Here is a 23,341-nt window from a genome sequence, read left to right as displayed (position 1 = left end):
AAGTTGAATAAATGAAGCTGGCCGACGATGAAACAGTTTGTTTGATCGTGACCAGCTTTTTTATATGGGATGGGAATATGAATAGTGATCGATGGGTACCTTTCTTAACAATATTATTTGTTTGCGTCATGACCATGCTCAAATGGATTCAAAACGGCCTTCACAGTAGCTGGTTGTTGATGATCTTGCTGTTAATCTTTATTGGGATGTTGGGTTCAGTCATATTTATCAGCTTGCCGAGAGGGTTTAATCAACCCAAACTAACATTAAAAAAGTTGATCGGCCTGTACTTAGCGGTTATTTGGTTGGCAATTCTTTGGCTGCCACTGGGGCTGTTTGGGTTCACCAATTTTATCAAAGCCGCAATTCCAGTTTCGGGGGCAATGTTTACCTGGATTACGGTTAATCGCCAGGCGATCATCATTTTCTTAGTGTTCTTATACATACTCGCGTTCGGGTTGACGCTGAAGGTTCACAAGGTTCTAGTTATTTTACTTTCAGGAAATGAAGCCAGCTTCATTAGAGCCCTCAAGTTAGCATGGCGGGATGATTCCTTTGGCGATTGGGTTCGCTCTTGGTTGGTAATTCTAGAAATGGTGATCACTGTTTTTGTGATCATTACTGGCGTAACTGTCGTTAACCAATTGATATCCAATCAGATAATTTGGTTCGTTTCCAAAGGGCTCATCAATTTGGTGGTACCGTTAGTCGAATTGAAGACGATGTTGGGATTGTTTGCCAGCTCGATCCATTTCGATTGGAAGTCTGGCCGGTTGTGGTTATTTGGTGGGGCCAGCCTCTTGTTGATCACCGTCATTGGGGCCGCAAATGTTAACAATGGCCGGCAACCGCAGCCTCAAACGATTATCGTTCATCGGGGTGTCATTGATCACAACGGGACTGGGAATACGATTGCAGCGTTGAAAAAAAGTAGTCAATTTCATTTCCCATACGTCGAGATGGATATTCAAGAAACCAAGGATCATTACTTTATTTGTGCCCATGATGATACCGTTTCGATTCCTCATAAAGGTCCGCAAGAGATTAATACATTAAGTCTTAAAACGGTGAAAAAATACCATCGAGTTGAGCTGTTTGGCGATTATTTAAAGACCGCCAATCGATTAAAGCAACCCTTGATCATTGAACTAAAAGTGACCAATCAATCTGACGAACAAATGGGAACCAGGTTTGCTGATCAATATCGCGCTGGACTGCAACGGTTACCTCATCGCGTGCATTCAATCGGTTATTCATATCTCCGCCAAATTAAACGGCAACTGCCACATACTCAAGTTGGGCTGGTCACAATGCTGAACTTTGGTGACATGTCCAAACTGAACGTCAATTTTTATACGTTAGAACATTATACGGTGAGTGACTATCTCATTCAGTCTGCTGACATCGATCAGCGGCAAATATATACCTGGACGGATAATAGCCGGTTGGGAATGTTTCGGTCGGCAATTATGGGCGCTAATGGTCAAGTGACGGATCAAGCACAAAAGCTGGCCCACTTGAAGATCAATTTAGATCGTGATCGTTGGGTCCTCTTATTAAATTATTTATTGGATTATCTATAATTTTGCCCCTCTTTTACGTATTTCCTATATAGGAGGTGCAATTTAATATGACAAAACGATGTGCCTGGGCGACCAAGAGCCCAGAATTGATGATTTATCATGATACAATTTGGGGTAAACCAACCAAGGAGTTAAATGAGCTTTTCCGTGGCTTTTGTCTCGAAACGATGCAGGCCGGATTAGCATTTCAAACGGTTCTTAAATTTGAAGATGGCATGAATGAGGCCTTCCATCACTTTTCAATTGATTATCTCGCCGGCTTGACTGATCAAGACGTTGCCCGGTTATGCGAGAATCCAAAGATCATTAGAAACCATTCAAAAATTGCCGGGATGATTCATAATGCAAAAGTGATTCAACAAAACTCGCAGCAGTTTATTGACAATACGTGGGAACCTGTGAATTACATGCAACTGGACCACCTGTTGTCGGAAGAAGATCCTGTCCCAGATTTTCACGAGTTCACTAAACAGTTTGTGAATAGCTTCAAAAAAATGGGCTTGAAGCGAATTGGACCGGTTACGGTTTATAGCTACTTGCAGGCGGTCGGCGTGGTTAATGACCATATTCTCCAATGCAGATTTCGGTCGTGACTTTTTGCTGTTATTGTGAAATTTTGGTTGATATCTGCATGTGAATATAATATGATATCTAGGTTGTGTAGTCAGCGCATCAACTTAAAATCGGGGGTAAAAGTTAGATATGACTATGAAAATTTCCGGATCGATGATTAGAAAAGCCAGGAAGCAAAGGGGGCTCTCTCAAGTTCAACTTGCTGAAGGTATTTGTACGCAAGCAACCATCAGTGGGATCGAGACACAGAATACTTGTTCCAGTTTTGAAATTTTATGTAAGGTGTGCGACCGATTAAAATTGGATTTGACGCAGGTGACCAGTAATCCTGAGTATGGTGACAAATTATTTTCACTAATTGATGAAAGTATGCGTCACAATCGGTTTCAAAAAGCAAATCAATTCATTAAGCAAATTTCTTTTGACAAATTAACTAGCAAGGCATCCCGAGGTCGCTACTCTTGTTACCTTGGTTACATCAACTTGTTCATTGATGACGATATGAATGAAGCGATTTACAACTTTAACGTCATGTTAACGCGATATTCAGCCACTGACTATACCTTTTATCAAGCTTGGGCAAATTTAGGGCTGGGTCTGGCTTATCAGAATCAAGGCAAGCCGTTGCGAGCACAAGAATATATCGAAGTTAGTACCGAAATTCTAAAGAAACTCAAGAGTGACGAAAAACAGGACCTGTTTGCAATTGTGGACTTGTATGTCAGAATTATCGACTTGTATTTAGATATTGAGAATTACGATTGTGCGCTAGAATTAATTAAGGACATTTCAGGTAAACTCACCCAAGCTGATTTGATTTATAAATTAGATGTTTTAGCTGAACAGGAGTCCAAATGTTACTATGCGAAAGGGCAGGTTGTCTGTGGAACCATGAAACAATTTGCTGCATTTTTTATCTCCCAACTAAGGGGAAATACTGAATTGTCTGAAAAAATCGTTAAGCATAATCAGGCGCATATTGTTGAAATAGTTAAGCAGGAATTGGCTAAAACTGAAGGATTACCAACACTCATTAAATGAGACTGCGATAATCGGCGTTTTGATCTCAGAATTTAACGAAGAGGACCAACTATTCCAAAATCAGGAATAGTTGGTCCTCTTCGTTAAATGGCCGAGATCAGCCGTTTGGCGCAGCTTTTATCTAGGTGGCTACGACGATCCAAGTGGATGATTACGGATTGAAAATTGATATAAATCTCAGCCTTATTTGGGCCTGATATTTTTTTGCTGAATGGTGTTTTGAAAATCATGGCTTATCTGTCAAACCAGAATCATTAAAATTCAAATAGCTGATCCTCATGACTCCAATCAACCGACAGTGGCCACCTCAACTCATATCCTAAACTCGTTTACTTGGGTTCTTCGCGGGCTTATTATCCAAATCGGTTCGGACAACTAACACATCACAAATTGCGGTTCTAGTGACATACTCAGTTACTGAACCAATCAATAACCGTTCAACGGCATTTAAACCAGTTGCGCCGATCATGATTAAATCGATGTTTAGATTCTGTGGCAAATCACGTGCAATTACAGTCTTTGGTGCGCCATATTCAATTGAGTAGTCAACGTCCTTGATGCCAGCTTGTTTAGCTTCATCAATGTACTTGTCTAGTGTTTGTTTGGCAGTATCAGTCACTTGTTCAACCATTGAGGTATCAAAACTGGAAATGTTTTGGAAAGCCCTGGTATCAACAACGTGAACAAGGTGAAGTGATGCATCATTTCGTTTTGCAACTGCAACGCCTTTTTTGAAAGCTAACTCCGCTTCGTAGGAACCATCAACGGGAACTAGAATTTGTTTGTATTGTTGTAACATTGTACCCACCCCACATTCATCTATTTAATTCAATTGTACGTTATTTTTTCTAAAATACAAAGAAATAAATATGCTAACGATTGGGATGGTTGATAATATTCATGATAACTGCCTCTAAAATCGTCCCGGCGGCAGTCCCACAGAGCAGCACGACCAAGGTAAAAATATCATTTTGCCAGAACAAGGCGACAACACCCAGAATGGCAACAATGATAAATGTGATGCCACCCGTTTTTGCGGCCGAGGTCATGCGTTTGTTCTCGCGAACGTTGATGCCAAATAATTTTTGATTCAAGTGAGATAGTAAATAGTAGGCGATAAATGCCGCGATAACAATAACCACGACGACTAACAAATTAATAATCATTTTTTACTCCAAATTATTTTCGGCCAGCAGACTGGCGTAGTTTTTTGTATTGTTCTTTAAAAGCCGTTTCAATCCGACCATTGCTCTTTGGCCGATAGTACTGGGCATTCTTGATCTTATCTGGGAGATATTGTTGCTTGACCCAATCATTAGGAAAGTCATGCGGGTATTTGTATTCGACTCCACGCCCTAATTTGGCAGCACCCTTGTAGTGGGCGTCCTTTAAGTGGAGAGGGACATCTCCGTAGTTGCCGGAACGAACATCTTCCAACGCACTGTCAATCGCCGTCATAGCCGAATTGGACTTGGGGCTTAAGCAGAGTTCGATGATGGCATTTGCCAGAGGGATCCGCGCTTCAGGAAGCCCTAATTGCTTTGCAACAGTGGTCGCCTCAACGGTTCGCTCACAAGCACCAGGGTTTGCCAAACCGACATCTTCATATGCAATGACGAGTAACCGCCTGATTAATGAGATCAGGTCACCGGATTCAATTAACCGGCTGGCATAGTGAAGGGCCGCATCGGTATCCGATCCTCGGATGGATTTTTGAAATGCAGAAATCACATCATAGTGGGCATCACCATCTTTATCTGAACTCAGTGCTTTTCGTTGCAAACATTCTTCAACAATTGGCCGGGTGATGTGTATTTTAGCGTCCTTATTCGGTTCCGTTGACTTAACTGCTAATTCAAGTGCGTTTAGCGAACTTCGCAGATCACCGTTAGTTGCCGTTGAGAGGAATTTGAGCGCGTCATCGTCAATCTCTACCTTGAAGTTGCCGAGACCGTTGTCAGTGTCTGTCAGTGCGCGATGAAGGGCCTGCTCAATATCGGCAGGAGATAGAGGATGAACTTCAAAAATTTGAGCTCGACTTCTAATGGCAGGATTGATATTGATATAGGGATTTTCAGTTGTCGCCCCAATCAGGATGATTGAACCATTTTCCAATAATGGCAATAAGAAATCCTGTTTCGTTTTATCGAGCCGATGAATTTCATCCAGTAGTAACACAACGGTTCCGCTCATTTTGGCCTCTTCGGCTACGATTTGAAGATCCTTCTTGGTATCTGTGGCTGCGTTCAGCATTCGAAATGCGTACTTAGTTGAGCCGGCAATTGCGCTGGCAATACTGGTTTTTCCAGTGCCCGGGGGACCATATAAGATCATTGAGGACAGCATTTTGGCTTTAACCATTCGGCTGATAATTTTTCCAGGGCCAACTAAATCCTGTTGACCGACGATATCTTCAATTTTAGTTGGCCGCATTCGATAGGCTAACGGTTGTTGCATAAGATACCTCCTAAGTGATAACAAAGATGACTCTTAACCATTATATCAGTAAAAGAGGGCATAAAAAAAGCGCTTTGCAATCGCAAAACGCTTGGTGATGAATTAACCCAACTTGTTGTAGTATTCAACAATAAGTGATTCATCGATTTCAGCATCAAGTTCTTCTCGTTGTGGGAGACGAACTAATGAGCCTTCAAGCTTATCAGCATCGAAGCTAACGTATTGTGGACGACCCACAACAGCTTCAACAGCATCCTTGATAACTTGGAGATCTTTAGACTTCTCACGAACAGAGATTACTTGACCAGGTTTAACTTCGTATGATGGAATATCAACACGCTTGCCATCAACGGTGATGTGACCATGATTTACAAGTTGACGAGCTTGGCGACGAGTTGTAGCCATACCCAAACGGTAAACCATGTTATCCAAACGTTCTTCAAGCATAATCATAAAGTTAACACCATGCTTACCTTCACGAATTTTACCGGCACGAACGAATAAGTTACTGAATTGACGTTCAGTAAGTCCGTACATGTAACGTAATTTTTGCTTTTCGTGTAATTGTAAACCATATTCTGAAAGCTTTGAACGACGGCCTTGACCGTGATCACCAGGAGCATAAGGACGACGATCGAGTTCCTTACCAGTACCTGATAAAGATACTCCTAAACGACGTGAAATTCTCCAACTTGGACCTGTATATCTAGACATAAGTAATCCTCCAATATTTTTTTGGAGTAAAATAAGCCGTTGCAAACTTAGTATTCGTGCATGTTGCTTTGCTCTTTCGCTCAAGCAGCCGATTGAGTTACTTGCAGAACCAATTAAATGGCAACAACATGTTGACGAGCTTACCGTCTACTGCTGCGTTATTTTACACAAACACCATTGTATAAAGAATTCTATCCTAAGTCAACATGTTTAACGAATATCTCAGCAAATTCGGCGAGCATCTCTTCGTCATCCCCAGTGAAACGGTTGACGATGGGAGAATCGATATCCAACACGCCAATTGGCTGCTTATTTTTAAATAACGGGACGACGATTTCTGAACGTGAGTTGGCATCACAGGCAATGTGGCCTGCAAATTGATGCACATCAGCCACTCGTAATGGTTTTTTCTGAGTTAATGCTGCTCCACAAACACCACTGCCATTTTTAATGTGCATGCAGGCAACGTTACCTTGGAAGGGACCCAGGATTAATTCATCGTTGGCTGGCATATATCGATAAAAGCCGGCCCAATTAATGTCTGTGAGTGACTGATTTAGGAGAGCTGACGCATTGGCTATGTTGGCAGTCAAATCCGTTTCGCCGGTTAATAACGCATCCAGTTGCTGATTCAGTAAATTAGTTGTTTTTTGCATAAGTTCCTTCCTCACTTTAAAAAAATCTGGTGAAACGTATCTACTATGATATAATTCAGGTTAGATCACTTTTAATTAATTATTAATACATAATATATTGTTTTGTGGATTTTTTCCATATTAATGGTCATTTAATATCTTTATTTCTGAAGGATGGGATCGAATGCTTACTTTGCTGATTGGAATTATTGTGGTGGTTGGGGCTTGTTATCTTGGATTTGTATTTTATCAACGACGAACAATCAAGATGGCAACGGACGTTTATGAGAACAAACGAGATCTGAATAAGATTCCGCTGGATGATGAATTTGCCCTTGCTAAAAAGCTTAACTTAACGGGTGAATCGCAAAAAAAATATGATCAATTGTACAACAAATACCAACATTACAAGAATCAACTATTACCCAGCATTGATGAGGGGATTGCTGAGGTTAAAGATGATGGCAAAGGGATTAATTTTATCAAGACCAGAAATGACTGGCAAAACGCCAACCAAGCGATTGAAGACGCTAATTCCGAATTAAAAGAAATTCAGGCTGGCTTAGCCCAGTTATATGATCTTAACAAGCAGCATTATCTGGCACTTGAAGAGCTTGAGAAAAAATATAAGCGACTTCGCGAAGAACTGCTGAACAAAAATGAATCATTTGGGACCAGTATCGATCATTTGGAAAAGACACTTGCTGATATTGAAGGGACGTTTGATGAATTTACTCAACTGACTAAAAGTGGGGATCCCAACAGTGCTGAGGAAGTCTTATCTGATTTAAATGCTTCGACCTCAAAGCTAGAATCTTATATGGAACGGATTCCAAAGCTGAATTCCATGTTGACCAAAGAATTCAACGATCAACTGCAAGAAATTCAAACCGGTTATCACGAGTTAAAGACTAAACATTACAACTTTCCAAAGGATAACTTCCCACAGACAATCGAGCGGGTTCGTACGCAGATTAAAACGAGCCTCAAACAGTTGGAGAATCTTGACGTAGATGTTGTTGCTAAGTCAGTTGATGATATTGCCGATTCAATTGATCACTTATATGACGCGTTGGATCTTGAACTAAAAGCCCGGCCACACGTTGAGAAGAATACCAAAGTGATTGGCGAATACATTGCGCATGTCCGCAAGCAAAATAGCGACTTGGCACTCCGACTGGAAAGTTTGAATAAAAGTTACGTGTTGAATCACCAAGAAATTGAGAATAATCATCAGTATGACCAACAGATTGCCATAATTGAAAAGCAATATGCCAAGCAGACTCAGGCAATCAAGACCAGTCAAGCTGTTTTTTCAGTGATCTATCAAGAGCAACAAAAAATGATGAAAGATCTTGGCCAAATTGAAGCCTTACAGAAACAGTTATTTCAGTCAACAATTCAATTGCCAGGCAAAGAAAAGCAGGCCCGTAGCTCACTTGCCAAATTTGATCTGGAAATGCGCAACAAAAAGCGGCGGATTGACAATCATAATTTGCCAGGACTTTCTGACGACTACCAAGACGCCTTTGCGGCAGTTGTTCGGGAAATCAATCATTTAAATGATGCAATGAGCCAGCCACAAATTGACATGGATGATATTTCCAAGCAAGTGATCATTATTCAGTCAGACATGGATACGTTGGACGATAAGACAAATAAGCTGATTGATGATGCAACATTGGCTGAACAGACCATTCAGTATGCTAATCGGTTTGTCAGCTCTAGTCCAGAAATCGCCTCTGCCAGCAAGCAGGCCCAACTCTATTTTGATCAGAAGTATGACTATCAAAAGAGTTTGGATACGATTTCAAAAGCGCTTGAAAAACAGTCATCTGGGATGTTTACGAAGATTCGGGACGACTATTTTGCGGCTAAAAAGCGGGTTGGATCGACAAAGAAAAAGGACGATCATTAACATCGATGATTTGGATATGAGGACCCCTGGTAAAAGGTTGATTTGCCAGGAGGTCTTTTTTTGTTTCCAATATCATGATGATTACTGATAATTGCTAAAAGTTAGGGCACACCTGGCTTGTTCTGAGCCCACTTTGGGTGTATCATCATGAGAGTTATATTTGTTGGAGTCGAACCAATAAATTAGAGAAGAAGGTTTCAAATGATTTATTTTGACAATAGTGCAACAACCCAAGCACTGCCAGAAGTACTTGACACATACAATAAGGTGAGTGAGAAAGTTTGGGGGAATCCCTCCAGCCTTCACAATTTTGGTGAACAGGCATTTAATCTGCTTGAACAATCCCGGAAGCAAATCGCTGATTTATTGCATGTCCATTCAGATGAAATCTATTTCACGAGTGGTGGCACTGAAGGCGACAATTGGGTGATTAAAGGAACGGCAATTGCTAAGCGGGAATTCGGAAAACATATCATTACCACTTCTGTTGAACATGCAGCTGTTCATAATTCAATGGAACAGCTGAAGCAATTGGGTTATGAGATTACGTATTTGCCAGTTGATAAAAATGGCCGCGTTTCAATTGACGACTTGAAGCAGGCAATTCGTCCCGACACAATTTTGGTCTCTATTATGGCTATTAATAATGAAATTGGCACGATTGAGCCCATCCAAGCCGCTGGTGAATTATTGAAAAATTATCCAAAGATTCATTTTCACATTGATGCTGTCCAAGGCTTGGCTAAAGGGATTCAAGAGATGATCTTTAACGATCGCGTGGATTTTGTTGCCTTTTCCGGGCACAAATTTCACGCACCACGGGGAACGGGCTTCATTTACGGTCGCCGAGGTCGACGGATCGCCCCACTTATGAATGGTGGTGGTCAGGAAAAGAATCAGCGTTCAGGAACTGAGAATTTACCCGGAATCGCTGCCATGGCTAAGGCAGTTCGGCTTGTATTGGAAAAGGAGCCGGCTGCCATTAAGATAGAACGGCAAATCAAGCAACTTATCATCGATCACATTAGTCAATTTGATAAAGTCGTCATTTTTTCAAAGAATGATGCGACCTTTGCTCCCCACATTTTGTGTTTTGCAATCAAGGGTGTCCGCGGTGAAACAATCGTGCATGCGTTTGAGAAGTACAATATTTTTATCTCAACCACGAGTGCTTGTTCGTCGAAGAGTCATGATGAATCCGGTACTTTAAATGCCATGAATGTTCCAGAAAATATTGCCACTAGTGCTGTCAGAATTTCACTAGGTGACCAGAACACTCTCGAAGAAGCCAAACAATTCATTAAAGTATTTGATCAGTTGTATGAAGAATTTGACAAATTAAGTTAGGAGCAGCTATGCACTATACAGAAATTATGGTTCGTTACGGAGAACTTTCAACCAAGGGTAAGAATCGAAAAGACTTTATCAAACAGCTTGGTAGAAACGTTCGGGCCGTTTTGCATCCATTCTCAACATTGGAAGTCAAAGCACAACGAGATCGACTGCACGTTGCGTTACATGATGAAAATGACAAGCAAGTGATTGCCGCCCTTCAAGGGGTGTTTGGAATTGAAAACTTTTATCCTTCTATCCAGATCGATAAGGACATGGATGTGATTAAAAAGACAGTCCTCCAAATGGCCCAAGAACAGTACACACCCGGGGCAACATTCAAAATTAATACCCGCAGACAAGATAAGAGCTTTGAATATGATACCAATCAGATTAACAATATTTTAGGTGATCATGTACTGTCAAATATTGATGGGATTTCTGTTGACGTCAAGCATCCAGACATTTCAATTCGCGTCGAGATTCGGATGAATGGTGCCTTCATTTCCTCAGAAATTATTCATGGTGCCGGTGGGTTACCAGTTGGTACCGGGGGCCGGGCAACAATGATGCTTTCAGGCGGAATCGACTCCCCAGTTGCTACTTATTTGGCAATGAAGCGCGGTGTTAAAATTGATATGATTCATTTTTACAGTCCGCCATATACCAGTGAGCAGGCCCTTAATAAGGCCAAGCAATTGACCTCGGTTTTGGCCAAGTATTCGGGTAATATTCAATTTATTCAAGTGCCATTTACAGAAGTGCAAGAAACAATTAAGGAGAAGGTTCCAGAGGGCTACTTAATGACAATCCAACGGCGGATGATGCTGCGGATTGCTGCTAAAATTACTCAGAATCGCCATTGTAGCGGTGTATTCACTGGTGAAGCTTTGGGTCAGGTGGCTTCACAAACACTGGAGAGTATGCAGGCAATTAATGACGTAACGACACTGCCAGTTTTGCGGCCGCTGGTTTCGATGGACAAGGAAGATATTATTAAGATCTCAAAGAATATTAATACCTTTGATTTATCCATTCTACCTTTCGAAGACTGTTGTACGATCTTTACACCACCAGCTCCCAAAACGCGTCCTAGCTTAGAAAAATCTCGGAAGTTCGAAGGCTATATTGATGTTGACGGTCTGATGAAACGGGCAATCGATGGCATTCAAATTACCGATATCAAGGCTGGGCAAGAGTTCATGAACCAAGATCAAGATGTCTTTGCTGAACTGCTATAATTATTTTAGATACTTGCGCATTAGCGATGATTGGGCTACATTAGTCAGTAAGATTAGTTAACCATCAAAGGAGTGTTCTTGATGCAAGTCACGATAAATGGTAAAGAAGAAGATATGTATGGCAACCCACCGGAAGTTGGTGAACAGTTGCCGAAGTTTAAGCTGGAAGATGCCAATGGTAATAAAGTGAAAACAGCCGACATTATTGGCCGGATCACATTGCTATCAACTGTGCCAGATATTGACACACCAGTTTGTTCAGTTGAGACCCGTAAATTCAATCAAGAGGCTGACAAATATCCTGATGTTAACTTTTTGACTGTTTCAAATAACACAGTGGCTCAACAAAAAGATTGGTGTGCTGCTCAAGGTGTCGAGAATTTACAAATGTTGTCTGATGAAAATCTTTCATTAGGTTACGCAATGAAGTTGTACTTACCTAACTTTGGCGCACTGGCTCGAACCATTTTCATCACGGATGCAACTGGTAAGATTGTTTACCGACAAATCGTACCAGAAATTGGCGATGAACCAGATTATCAAGATGCACTGGACGCTTTAGGAAAAATTGCCAAGCGTGTTGACGATTAGTCAATAGTTCGGTAAGATTAGAGTTAAATTAAAGCATTGAGCAAGAGAGTAGCTCACAATTCAGTTTCAGAAAGAAAATCGTTGATGAGAGATTTTTACTGATTGTTCTGTGAAAGTAACTTGCAAGCTACCCGTTCGAATTTTGAGGGCGGGTCGGTTAATCGACCGTTAACATGATCATTAAGTGGGGCATAATTGCCCAATTTAGGTGGTACCGCGAACGCTTCGTCCTAATTGTAGGATGAAGTGTTTTTTTGTTACATAAGATATCAAGAGACCAAGAAAGGGGTAACAACATGGCAGAAACAAACGACAAGCGATCAACCGAACAAACAGAAATGTCAACTAAATATGATCCAACCGCCATTGAAAAGGGCAGATATAACGAATGGTTGGACGAAGGGGTATTCAAACCAAGTGGGGATAAGAAAGCGAAACCATTTTCAATTGTTTTACCACCACCAAATGTTACTGGAAAGTTGCATCTTGGCCATGCCTGGGACACAACTTTGCAGGATATGATTATTCGGCGGAAGCGAATGCAGGGTTATGACACCCTCTGGTTACCAGGAATGGATCATGCCGGTATTGCCACCCAAGCCAAAGTTGAAGCAAAATTACGTGAACAAGGAATTTCCCGTTATGACTTAGGTCGAGAAAAGTTTATTGAAAAGGTTTGGGAATGGAAGGATGACTTTGCTGCGACTATCAAGGAACAGTGGGCTAAGTTAGGCCTCTCCTTGGATTATAGTCGTGAACGCTTTACTTTGGATAAGGGATTATCCAAAGCCGTTCGCCGTGTATTTGTGGACCTTTACAACAAAGGGTTAATTTACCGTGGCGAGTATATCATTAACTGGGATCCTCAAGCCCGGACTGCATTGTCTGATATTGAGGTTATTCATAAAGACGATAAAGGTGCCTTCTATCACGTTAAATATCCATTTACTGATGGCACAAAATTTAATGGTAAAGATTATATCGAGATTGCAACCACCCGTCCCGAAACGATGATGGGTGATACTGCCGTTGCGGTTAACCCGAGCGATGAACGTTATAAGGACTTGGTTGGTAAAAAGGTGCTCGTCCCACTGATTAACCGGGAAGTGCCAATTATTGCCGATCAATACGTTGACCCTGATTTCGGAACTGGGATGGTTAAGATTACGCCAGCCCATGATCCAAATGACTTCAAAGTGGGTAATCGGCACGACTTACCCCGGATCAACACGATGAATGAAGATGCAACCCTGAACGAAAATGCTGGTAAGTACGAAGGCATGGATCGTTTTACCGCTCGAAAGGCGATGGTGAAAGACCTTCAGGATCAGGATCTAATGATTGCCATCGATCCGATTGTCCATTCCGTTGGTCATTCTGAGCGAACTGGGGTTCAGGTTGAGGCCCGTTTATCGACTCAGTGGTTTGTGAAGATGAAGCCATTGGCAGAACAAGCGCTGAAAAACCAAAATACAGACGACAAGGTTAACTTCTTCCCAGACCGGTTTGAAGGGACGTTTGAAACTTGGATGGAAAACGTTCATGACTGGGTTATTTCCCGTCAACTGTGGTGGGGGCATCGGATTCCTGCCTGGTATAACAAAAAAACTGGGGAAACCTATGTTGGTATGGAAGCTCCAAAAGATTCTGAGAATTGGCAACAAGATCCAGATGTTTTGGATACCTGGTTCTCATCAGCATTGTGGCCATTTTCAACCATGGGTTGGCCTGAAGATACTGAAGACTTTAAACGTTATTTCCCGACCGATACGTTGGTCACCGGTTATGACATCATTTTCTTCTGGGTTTCTCGGATGATTTTCCAAAGCTTAGAATTCACGAAACGTCGACCCTTTAAAGATGTCCTCCTTCACGGATTGATTCGCGATTCCCAAGGCCGGAAGATGTCCAAATCGCTTGGAAACGGCATTGATCCAATGGATGTCATTGATAAGTATGGTGCTGATGCTCTCAGGTGGTTCTTATCAAATGGTGGCACGCCCGGACAAGACCTCAAGTTCACTTACGATAAGATGGATTCCGCTTGGAACTTCATCAACAAGATCTGGAATGCAAGCCGCTATGTTATCATGAATTTGGATGGCATTGATCAACCAACGCTTCCTGACAAATCTGAATGGCAATTATCTGATCGTTGGATTTTAAGCCGATTAAATGCGACTGTTAACAAGGTTAATGAACAGTTTGAAAAGTATAATTTTGGTGAAGCTGATCGGGCACTTTATGATTTCATCTGGTTTGATTTCTGTGACTGGTATATTGAGATGAGTAAGGAAGCCTTGAACAGTGATGATGCTAAGCTCAAAAAGAATACTCAAAACATTCTAGCTTATGTTTTGGATCAAACTTTGCGCTTATTGCAGCCAATTATGCCGTTTGTAACTGAGTATCTTTGGCAGAAAATGCCACATGTTGGCAAATCACTTGTTACGGCAGCCTTCCCTGAAAACCACGCTGAGTTTGATGATGCTCAATCAGAAAATGAAATGCAGTCGCTGATTGACTTGATCAAGGCTGTTCGGAATATTCGGAGTGAAGCAAATGCCCCACTCTCTTCACCAATTGATATGTTGATTCAAACCGATAATCAAACGCTTCAGGAAATCTTTGAAACCAATCGTGATTACATTGATCGGTTCTGTCACTGCAAGGAACTCAAGATTGGGGCCACAATTGACGCACCTAAGCTGTCAATGTCTGCTGTGATTACCGATGCGACAATCTTTGTTCCATTGGCCGAGTTGGTTGATTTGAATGAGGAAAAAGTTCGGGTTCAAAAAGATGTTGATAAATTTGAAGCCGAGGTTGCCCGTTCAGATAAGAAATTGGCTAACAAGAAATTTGTTGAAAATGCTCCTTCCGCTGTTGTCGATGAAGAAAAGCAAAAGAAAGCTGATCATCAATCAAAATTGGATGCTGCTAAGGAACGGTTGGCGCAGATTACAAATGAGTTATAAATTTGGATAATCTACTGACTAAGTGGGAATATGCAATGTCGAGGCTGGAAGCAAAACGGTGGTTTTGCACCAGCCTCGTTTTGAGGAGAAATCGATGATTAACACTTATGAAGATGCACTCAAATTTATTCATGGACGCAGTAAATTCAAAAAAATTCCCACGTTAAAACGTATGAGAACCTTTTTAGATGAATTAGGGTCTCCCGATAAAAAGGTGAATGCGATCCATGTTGCTGGAACGAATGGTAAAGGATCAACAGTTGCCTTTCTGCGAAACATTTTACAGGCCGACGGTAACGTGGTTGGCACTTTTACGTCACCATTTTTGGTCAAGTTTAATGAGCGAATCAGCGTTAATGGGATACCATTACCTGATGCGGAGATCCTCAGATTGGTTCAAAAAATTTACCCAACTGTTCAGAAGTTGGATCAGACTTTGCCGGAAGGTGGCCCAACGGAATTTGAGATCATTACTGCCATGATGTTTTCGTACTTTGCTGAAGGACATGCGGATGTTGTGATTGTGGAAGTTGGATTGGGTGGCTTATACGATTCGACGAATGTCATCGTTCCCAAGGTTTCTGCGATTGTGACGATTGGCTGGGATCACATGCATATATTAGGAGATACCCTTCCTAAAATTGCCTATCAAAAAGCTGGCATCATTAAGCCGAGGGTTCCGGTGGTGGTTGGCCGGATCGATTCTGAGCCGTTAAAAGTGATCAAGGGTGTCGCCCGAAAAAAGAAGAGTCCCATTTCAATATTAGGAGACGGTTTTAAGGTCGCTGCATTAAAAGAGCATGATTGGTTGCAGTCATTTAGCTTTAATTCTGGCAAATACCGGTTCGCCAAACTTTCAACCACTTTGATTGGTGATTATCAAGCTGATAACGCTGCGGTGGCTATTCAAGCTTATCTAGCTTATCAAGAAGTAATGGATCAAGCTGTCAGTGAATCGAGCATTATTGACGGAATCGGAAATACCCAGTGGGCTGGGCGGTTTGAACGGGTTTCTACTGATCCAACTATCGTGTTAGACGGGGCCCATAACATTTCTGCCGTTGATGAGATTGTCAAAATGCTCCAAAATGATTTTGCTGATCACAAAGTGTATATCTTGATGGGGATTTTGGCTGACAAGCAGGCTGATAAGATGGTTCGTAAAATGGCCACTTTTGAGAATGCCGAAATCATCCTGACTCATTTTGCCGGTCCAGGAAAACGCCAAGCGGCTGATCCTGAAGCCTTAGAGCAAAAAGTGGGTCAAACGCCGGATGATATTTTGACAATTGCGGATTGGCGGCAGGCCATTGAAACGATCAAGCCCAAGCTTAACGCCAATGATATCCTTTTAATTACGGGTTCTTTATACTTCATTTCCGATGTTCGAGAGTACCTCAAATTGAATTCCAAATAATATCTTAAATAAGTCTTTGATTAAATGGATTTCATTTATTTTTTGATACGGTATGATATACTTGTTTCGTTAAACAATAATAATCAATAAATCTATAATAAATAAACTAAAAATTGTGAATGATAGACAACGAAGGGATGGATAACGTGTTCGGATTTGGGGAAAAAAACATAGGAATTGATCTTGGAACCGCAAATACAATTGTGTACGTCGAAGGTAAGGGCATTGTGCTTCGTGAACCTTCAGTGGTTGCTAAGAGTACTAAAAACGGTGAAATTATTGCCGTAGGAGAAGAGGCTCGGGCCATGATTGGGCGAACGCCAGCAAGTATTCAGGCAGTTCGGCCAATGAAAGATGGTGTGATTGCTGATTATGATACCACCGTTGCCATGATGAAATATTTCATCGAAAAGGCACTTGGTCATTCATCCGGCAAGCCTTACGTTATGGTTTGTGTTCCAACTGGAATTACCGCCGTTGAAAAGCGGGCAGTGATCGATGCCACTCGGGTTGCCGGCGCAAGAGATGCATACGTGATTGAAGAGCCGTTTGCCGCCGCAATTGGTGCTGGATTGCCCGTAATGGATCCGACCGGAAGCATGGTTGTTGATATTGGTGGTGGAACCACTGACGTTGCCACAATTTCACTTGGTGGAATTGTTTCAAGTCGGTCTGTTCGAATGGCTGGCGATAAATTAAACGAGGCAATTTCTCAGTATGTCCGGCAAAAGTACAATTTACTGATTGGTGAACGGACTGCCGAACAATTGAAAATTGATATTGGTTCTGCTTCTCCTAAGGCTGCCAAAGAAATTGAAGCCGTTCCTATTCGTGGTCGGGATTTAGTTACTGGTTTGCCAACCACTGTTGAAATTAGTGGCACTGATGTTAACAAGGCCATCAATGAATCCATTGCGGCGATTATTGCAACGATTAAGGAAACCTTGGAAGAAACATCTCCCGAAATTGCCGCTGATGTAATTGATCACGGGATTGTTTTGACCGGTGGTGGTGCATTGCTCAGAAATATCACGGATGTGATTGCTGAAGCAACCCAAGTTCCCGTCTCAATTGCTACTGATCCACTTGACTGTGTTGCGATCGGAACTGGAGAATCACTTAAGAGTATTAACGTTATGAAGAAAAAACAATAGTAACGACGCCTAATTTTTGTTAGGCTTGTTTGTTAATGAATAACGAATGGAGGCAATTATGCAAAAATTTTTCTCCAGTCGAAAGCTTGTTATTGTCATAGTATGTTTAATCATTAGTTTTGGCTTGATGACTGTATCAGTCGCTATTCGAAACAAACGGAGCACTCCGCCAATGATCCAGCAATTCGGAAATGACATTGTTGGATTTGCGGATAGAGTTGTTGCTGTCCCAATGAATGGGGTTCAGCACGGTTTTGTCTCAGTTAAAAACTTATTGAACACATACCAGGAAAATCAACGACTTAAGTCAAAGGTTGACCTGCTTGCTCAAACACAAGTCAAGGATCAAACGCTGGAACGAGAAAATAAACAACTAAAGCGTCAACTCAATGTTGGGAGTACCTTAACCGGCTACGAAAAGATTAATGCAGCTGTGATTACAAGAACCCCATCTTCATGGGCAAGTCAGGTGATCATCAATAAGGGACAGGCAGCAGGTGTCAAGAAAGATATGCCAGTTATTGCAGGTCCCGGCTTGATTGGAACGATTGCCGAAGTTAACAAAACCAACAGTAAGGTGGTATTGATTTCAAATACTGCTGAAAATTCCAACCGGTTTGCTATCCAAATAGTTGGATCAGATTCAAAGGTGGTCAATGGGATCATCACGTCGTATGATTCCCAGTCTAATCGGATCATCATGGGAAACATTACTTCTAAAGCCAAGCTGGCCAAAGGCGATCGTGTTTCAACCAGCGGGCTCGGCGGTACGATTCCTAAAGGTATCCATGTTGGAACGGTTTCTAAGATTGCTGAAGATGATTATGGCCTAGCCAAGAAAGTTTATATCAAACCAGCTGCCAACCTGAACGACATCGAAGTTGTTTCGGTTGCAGTTCGAGAGTGATAGGGGGCAAATCAATGAAACGAAAGATTCCTATCGCGATCATTTTTGTTGTCGGCCAATTTTTAGCTTTCTTTATGGACGGTTCTATCAGTCAAATCTTGTCTGGTACCTTGTTCAAATATCCCAACACAATGGTTCCGTGCTTGACGATGATGTGGTTGATATTAGCTGCATTTTTCGGCAATAGTAAGAAGCTTCATTTAAGTGTCTGGGCAGCAATTATTGGGTTTATTTTTGATATGTATTATACTGGCATTTTGGGCGTATACGTTTTCATTTTTCCACTGGTTGTCTACCTTTGCCAGGTAATCTATCAACAATTACCGTCAAGCTTCATGAGTGGTTTCTTGGTCTATTTCATAGGAATCACTGTATTAGTAACTTTGGGATTTGTTGCGAATGCTTTCATTGGCCAAACGTCGACTTCGGTCTCACAATTTTTGGTAAATACGTTAGCACCTACGCTGGCTCTCAATCTTGTCTTTTTAGCGATTCTGTATTTTCCGATTGAGACATTGTATAGGACTCATAGGCGCTAGGAGGGGTTTAAAGCATGCAAGATGCAGCAGTGTTGAAGGGTACAAAGGATGGTTATGAAATCGTTCTGGATGAGAATTCAAATGCTGAAGATATTTTTTCTTCGTTGAGAAAATTATTGAATAGCTTGAAGACTCAAACAGCATCAACTCATCCGCAAACAATTTCATTCGATATTTATACTGGGATGCGGTTATGGTCTGCAGATGATCGGTCAAAAATCGAGACAATCTTTTCGGATTATCCCTACTTTTCCGTGCATAAGATAACATCGGATGTGATTACCAAAGATCAATCTGCTCAGATGTTGGAACAACTCAGCGTCCACGTGATTGACCGGATCATTCGAAATGGCCAAGAGGAGCATATTCAAGGCGATGTCTTATTCCTGGGTAAAGTTCACGAGGGCGGTAAATTACTTGTCAGTGGTAACATCTATGTTCTTGGTGACGTCAAAGGAATTATTCAAGCCGGAGCACCCGATTTTGAAGATAAAATGATTATCGGGGATGTACATAATGCACAACAGGTTCGAATTGGCGAACAATTCGAGATTTTAGACGATACAAAGCGTAAGATGAATAGTGGAACCGTTATTTACGTCAATGATTTGCACGTGCTCGATTACGGAAACGTTGAGGACTTAAAGCAGATTAACCCTAAGTTCTTTAATCAGATAGGAGGAGTCATTAATGGGTAAGGCTTACGTTATAACTTCAGGTAAGGGAGGGGTTGGCAAGACCACATCTTCTGCCAACATTGGAACCGCCCTGGCAATGCTTGGCAAAAAAGTATGCCTCTTAGATCTTGATATTGGGTTGCGTAACTTGGATGTTGTTCTTGGTCTGGATAATCGGATTATGTATGACATTGTTGACGTTGCAACCGGTCGAGCTAAGTTGGCTCAGGCGTTGGTGAAGGACAAACGGTTCGACGATTTGCTTTATCTGTTACCTGCTGCTCAAAATACTGATAAGTCAGCATTGAATCAAGATCAAGTCAAAGAAATTGTGGATGAACTAAAACCGGATTTCGACTTTATTTTGATCGACTGTCCTGCCGGAATTGAGCAGGGATTTATGAACGCAATTGCCGGAGCAGACAGTGCAATTATTGTCACAACCCCTGAAATTTCGGCTGTCCGAGATGCCGATCGGGTGGTTGGCTTGCTAGAACAACACCCATTACAAGAACAACCGCGTTTAATTATCAACCGAATTCGGCAGCATATGATGAAGGATGGTTCAGTGATGGACGTGGATGAAATTACTCACCATCTAGGCGTTGAATTGTTGGGCATTGTTTTAGATGATGATGCGGTCATTACCACGTCAAACAAGGGTGAACCGGTTGTCTTGCAACCAGAAAATCCTGCCGGTCAAGGTTATCGAGATATTGCCAGACGTCTTGTAGGCGAATCAGTCCCTCTGATGGAGCTTAAGGATGAAGTTAAGCCAACGTTCTGGCAAAAAGTCACTCATTGGTTCAAGAAAAGCTGAAAACAACTTGACGATATCTAACAAAACGTTTATCATGAGTTTTAATTAATTAAAGAGTATTAAAGACTGTGATCAGAACCGTGAATTGGATTAGTTTACAGAGAGCTTATCAAGGTGGAAGTTAAGCAACTAACCAATTTGCCTCACGTCTGGGAGTCGTTTTTCTGAATTGAGTAGGAAAAAGCGGTAAGCGCGTTATTGCTGGAGTTTAGTATTAAACTCATTGAGGTCTTTCACACGAGTGGGAGACGAAATTGAGGTGGAACCACGATCACAATCGTCCTCTTAAGTCATTTTGTTGGCTTAAGAGGATTTTTTTATGATTAATACTAAACCCCGTGAGACGGCAACTGTGAAGTTGTTGCAAACTGAGGTGGAACCGCGAAAACCATCGTCCTCTTGAGATTAATTTCTCGAGGGGACTTTTTTATTGGAGGAATGTCAAATGATTCAATATATCGAACAAATTTTACCAGCATTGTTATCAGGTACCAAAATGACGTTATTGATCTTCTTTTGGACATTAATTGCCTCAATTCCATTGGGTGCCTTGGTTGGCTTGGGGTTGATCCAAAAATTCAAGCCGTTGGTTTGGCTGCTAAATATTTATGTTTGGCTAATGCGTGGGACGCCGTTGTTATTGCAATTGATTTTTGTATTTTATGGATTACCAATTTTAGGAATTATTTTCCAACGTTATGATGCCGCCTTGTTTGCTTTTATCCTTAATTACACTGCTTATTTTGGTGAAATTTTCCGTGGTGGTTTCCAATCTGTTCCAAAGGGTCAATTTGAAAGTGCTCGAGTTCTCCGATTGAGTTATGGCCAGACCATCCGCAAGATTGTAATCCCTCAAGTTTTCAAGATTGTCTTACCATCAATTGGAAATGAAGTTATCAATTTGGTGAAGGATTCCTCATTAGTTTACGTTATTGGTTTGGGCGACCTGTTGAGAGCCGGAAATGTTGCAACTGCAAGGGATGTCACTCTGCTGCCTCTGATCTTAGTTGGGATCATTTACTTGGCACTTACAGCAGTTTGCACGATTGTCTTGAAAATGATTGAAAAACGCGAAAATGTTTGGCAATAACTTGAGGAGGGAATTTAAATGTTAGAAATCAAAGACTTAACGAAAAAGTTCGGCACCAAGACTGTGATTGATGACCTCTCGATGACTGTCAAAGATAATGAAATCATGGCAATCGTTGGACCCTCTGGAGCTGGGAAAACGACGCTATTGCGATGCATCACTGGACTAGAGTCGGTGAACCAAGGACAGTTTTTCTGGAATGGGACCCAGTTTGATCCGACCAACACGGATCAAAAAGAAACGATTATTGGCGTTGTTTTCCAAGATTACCAACTGTTTCCCAACTTGACCGTGATGGGCAATATCACACTGGCCCCGACGATGGTCAAAAAGTTACCGTTGGCTGAAGTTCAGAAAACAGCTCGCGAGCTGTTGGCTAGATTGGGGTTGGAAGGTAAAGAAGACTTATATCCGTTCCAATTATCCGGTGGCCAAAAGCAACGGGTTGCCATTGTTCGGGCTTTGGCAATGAATCCTAAAATTCTTTGTTATGATGAACCTACATCAGCCTTGGACCCAGCCTTGAGAGATGAAGTTGCCGAAATTATTTTAGGCTTAAAGAAACAACAGATGACTCAGATTGTGGTTACCCATGATATGGATTTCGCCCAAAATGTCGCTGACGAAATCAAACGGGTGGAGCAAATCGATTAGAAAGAAGGATGTTTATGTCAAAACTTTTAAAACGAAGTCCACTGATCATCGTCCTTCTGCTGATTGTTTTGGGATTATCAGGTTGTCGTTATGAAAATCGACAAAAGATGAATACTAATCCTGACACTTGGTCAGTTGTGTCCAAACAAAAGAAAATCGTGGTCGGATTGGATGACAGCTTCGTGCCAATGGGATTTCAAACGAAAAGTGGCAAGGTTGTTGGCTATGATGTTGACCTAGCCAGAGCCGTCTTTAAACTGTATGGCATCAAGGTTGATTTTCAACCAATTGATTGGTCAATGAACGTCACGGAACTCCGGAATGGCACGATTGACCTTATCTGGAATGGTTTCTCAATCAATCCGCAACGGGAAAAGAAATTAACTTTTAGTAAGCCTTATCTAAAGAATGAGCAGGTTTTGATATCTAATAAGAAAAACCACATCACCCGCTTTGCAGACATGAAAGACAAGGTTGCGGGGGTTCAAGCAGGATCGGCTGGCGCAATGGATATCGATAATCAACCTAAATTGCTTAAAGATCGGATCAAAGGGCACTCTCCGATCTTGTATGATTCGTTTACTGAAGCCTTTATTGATTTGAATGCGAACCGAATTCAAGGCTTGCTGATTGATAGTATTTATGCAGGTTATTACATTGGTCACCAAAAGAATCGCGCAAGTTATCAAAGCATTCCCAGTGAATTCCCATCTGAATATTATGGTGTCGGGATGAGAAAAGGTGACACCGAGCTGAAGCAAAAAATTGATGCTGGCCTCGATAAACTTGCGAAGAATGGTGAACTTCACAAGATTGATATGAAATGGTTCGGGACGGATCGTGATAGTACGTTGATTAATAAATAGTTGTTGAGGAACTGGCGGTCGTCAGTTTCTTTTTTTGTGGAGATGAGTCCAGAGAAAAAGCTTCACATCGTAAGCATTAAATAACTGGACGTCTACTTCGTAGACGTCTTTTTGAGTACCATAGAATTATTAATTAAGTATGAGGTGATTCTTT

The 23,341-nt window shown here is 41.6% G+C and carries 22 protein-coding genes and 1 other annotated feature; of the genes, 17 read left to right on the top strand and 5 right to left on the bottom strand.

Going from position 1 to position 23,341, the window contains the following annotated elements; translation table 11 throughout:
- The first annotated feature begins 77 nt into the window (after positions 1 to 77).
- The 3 genes from QUF07_RS08150 to QUF07_RS08140 all read left to right on the top strand — a co-directional run bounded on the left by QUF07_RS08150 (position 78) and on the right by QUF07_RS08140 (position 3,197).
- Positions 78 to 1,583 carry a glycerophosphodiester phosphodiesterase family protein gene (locus QUF07_RS08150; protein WP_289427169.1) on the top strand — a complete coding sequence of 502 codons (1,506 nt, stop codon included), beginning with the start codon at positions 78 to 80 and terminating at the stop codon, positions 1,581 to 1,583.
- Positions 1,584 to 1,630: 47 nt separating this feature from the next.
- A complete protein-coding gene (locus QUF07_RS08145) occupies positions 1,631 to 2,176 on the top strand; it encodes a DNA-3-methyladenine glycosylase I (RefSeq protein WP_217341427.1) in 546 nt (181 codons plus the stop codon).
- 109 nt (positions 2,177 to 2,285) lie between these two features.
- Positions 2,286 to 3,197: a helix-turn-helix domain-containing protein gene (locus QUF07_RS08140; RefSeq protein ID WP_217341428.1), complete on the top strand. Its 912-nt coding sequence runs from the start codon at positions 2,286 to 2,288 to the stop codon at positions 3,195 to 3,197.
- A gap of 319 nt (positions 3,198 to 3,516) precedes the next feature.
- Here the strand turns inward: QUF07_RS08140 and QUF07_RS08135 are convergent, their stop codons facing one another.
- The 5 genes from QUF07_RS08135 to msrC all read right to left on the bottom strand — a co-directional run bounded on the left by QUF07_RS08135 (position 3,517) and on the right by msrC (position 7,024).
- Entirely contained in the window at positions 3,517 to 3,996 is a 480-nt protein-coding gene (locus tag QUF07_RS08135) for a universal stress protein (protein ID WP_056982958.1), read from the bottom strand.
- A 73-nt stretch (positions 3,997 to 4,069) separates the two neighbouring features.
- Positions 4,070 to 4,363, bottom strand: a complete 294-nt coding sequence (locus QUF07_RS08130) for a hypothetical protein (RefSeq protein ID WP_217161920.1) — start codon at positions 4,361 to 4,363, stop codon at positions 4,070 to 4,072.
- Between the two features lie 13 nt (positions 4,364 to 4,376).
- Positions 4,377 to 5,654: a replication-associated recombination protein A gene (locus QUF07_RS08125; protein WP_289427168.1), complete on the bottom strand. Its 1,278-nt coding sequence runs from the start codon at positions 5,652 to 5,654 to the stop codon at positions 4,377 to 4,379.
- Between the two features lie 102 nt (positions 5,655 to 5,756).
- Positions 5,757 to 6,368, bottom strand: coding sequence for a 30S ribosomal protein S4 (rpsD, locus tag QUF07_RS08120; RefSeq protein WP_040471928.1), 612 nt, complete (start codon positions 6,366 to 6,368; stop codon positions 5,757 to 5,759).
- Between the two features lie 191 nt (positions 6,369 to 6,559).
- Positions 6,560 to 7,024 (bottom strand): free L-methionine (R)-S-oxide reductase MsrC, encoded by a 465-nt coding sequence (gene msrC / locus QUF07_RS08115; RefSeq protein WP_289427167.1) that lies wholly within the window; start codon positions 7,022 to 7,024, stop codon positions 6,560 to 6,562.
- 163 nt (positions 7,025 to 7,187) lie between these two features.
- Here msrC and ezrA point away from each other — a divergent pair, with 163 nt between their 5' ends.
- From ezrA to QUF07_RS08045, 14 genes are all read left to right on the top strand, one after another.
- The gene (ezrA, locus tag QUF07_RS08110) at positions 7,188 to 8,921 is read left to right on the top strand and encodes a septation ring formation regulator EzrA (protein ID WP_217161924.1); all 1,734 of its coding nucleotides are present in this window, start codon (positions 7,188 to 7,190) and stop codon (positions 8,919 to 8,921) included.
- Positions 8,922 to 9,122: 201 nt separating this feature from the next.
- The gene (locus tag QUF07_RS08105) at positions 9,123 to 10,268 is read left to right on the top strand and encodes a cysteine desulfurase family protein (RefSeq protein WP_217341431.1); all 1,146 of its coding nucleotides are present in this window, start codon (positions 9,123 to 9,125) and stop codon (positions 10,266 to 10,268) included.
- A gap of 8 nt (positions 10,269 to 10,276) precedes the next feature.
- Positions 10,277 to 11,494 carry a tRNA uracil 4-sulfurtransferase ThiI gene (thiI, locus tag QUF07_RS08100; RefSeq protein WP_217161927.1) on the top strand — a complete coding sequence of 406 codons (1,218 nt, stop codon included), beginning with the start codon at positions 10,277 to 10,279 and terminating at the stop codon, positions 11,492 to 11,494.
- An 81-nt stretch (positions 11,495 to 11,575) separates the two neighbouring features.
- Positions 11,576 to 12,085: a thiol peroxidase gene (gene tpx / locus QUF07_RS08095; protein WP_217341433.1), complete on the top strand. Its 510-nt coding sequence runs from the start codon at positions 11,576 to 11,578 to the stop codon at positions 12,083 to 12,085.
- Between the two features lie 27 nt (positions 12,086 to 12,112).
- Positions 12,113 to 12,321 (top strand) — a binding site (T-box leader).
- A 60-nt stretch (positions 12,322 to 12,381) separates the two neighbouring features.
- Complete coding sequence (locus tag QUF07_RS08090) at positions 12,382 to 15,063, top strand: valine--tRNA ligase (protein ID WP_289427165.1); 2,682 nt, start codon at positions 12,382 to 12,384, stop codon at positions 15,061 to 15,063.
- Between the two features lie 94 nt (positions 15,064 to 15,157).
- Complete coding sequence (locus QUF07_RS08085) at positions 15,158 to 16,480, top strand: bifunctional folylpolyglutamate synthase/dihydrofolate synthase (protein WP_289427164.1); 1,323 nt, start codon at positions 15,158 to 15,160, stop codon at positions 16,478 to 16,480.
- Positions 16,481 to 16,617: 137 nt separating this feature from the next.
- A complete protein-coding gene (locus QUF07_RS08080; protein ID WP_289427163.1) occupies positions 16,618 to 17,634 on the top strand; it encodes a rod shape-determining protein in 1,017 nt (338 codons plus the stop codon).
- A 58-nt stretch (positions 17,635 to 17,692) separates the two neighbouring features.
- Entirely contained in the window at positions 17,693 to 18,541 is an 849-nt protein-coding gene (mreC, locus tag QUF07_RS08075; protein ID WP_289427162.1) for a rod shape-determining protein MreC, read from the top strand.
- Between the two features lie 14 nt (positions 18,542 to 18,555).
- Positions 18,556 to 19,080 (top strand): rod shape-determining protein MreD, encoded by a 525-nt coding sequence (gene mreD, locus QUF07_RS08070; protein ID WP_289427161.1) that lies wholly within the window; start codon positions 18,556 to 18,558, stop codon positions 19,078 to 19,080.
- Positions 19,081 to 19,094: 14 nt separating this feature from the next.
- Positions 19,095 to 19,778 carry a septum site-determining protein MinC gene (locus tag QUF07_RS08065; protein WP_217161943.1) on the top strand — a complete coding sequence of 228 codons (684 nt, stop codon included), beginning with the start codon at positions 19,095 to 19,097 and terminating at the stop codon, positions 19,776 to 19,778.
- A complete protein-coding gene (minD, locus tag QUF07_RS08060) occupies positions 19,771 to 20,577 on the top strand; it encodes a septum site-determining protein MinD (RefSeq protein ID WP_054746552.1) in 807 nt (268 codons plus the stop codon). Before QUF07_RS08065 ends, minD begins: the two co-directional genes overlap by 8 nt.
- Positions 20,578 to 21,022: 445 nt before the next feature.
- Entirely contained in the window at positions 21,023 to 21,667 is a 645-nt protein-coding gene (locus QUF07_RS08055; RefSeq protein ID WP_217161944.1) for an amino acid ABC transporter permease, read from the top strand.
- Positions 21,668 to 21,685: 18 nt separating this feature from the next.
- Entirely contained in the window at positions 21,686 to 22,321 is a 636-nt protein-coding gene (locus tag QUF07_RS08050; protein WP_217161946.1) for an amino acid ABC transporter ATP-binding protein, read from the top strand.
- Between the two features lie 14 nt (positions 22,322 to 22,335).
- Positions 22,336 to 23,187, top strand: a complete 852-nt coding sequence (locus QUF07_RS08045) for an amino acid ABC transporter substrate-binding protein (RefSeq protein ID WP_217161948.1) — start codon at positions 22,336 to 22,338, stop codon at positions 23,185 to 23,187.
- Positions 23,188 to 23,341: the final 154 nt, after the last annotated feature.

This window comes from Lentilactobacillus sp. TOM.63, from assembly GCF_030361045.1.
Classification (GTDB): domain Bacteria; phylum Bacillota; class Bacilli; order Lactobacillales; family Lactobacillaceae; genus Lentilactobacillus; species Lentilactobacillus dabitei.
This window is presented reverse-complemented; position numbering and strand designations above follow the sequence as displayed.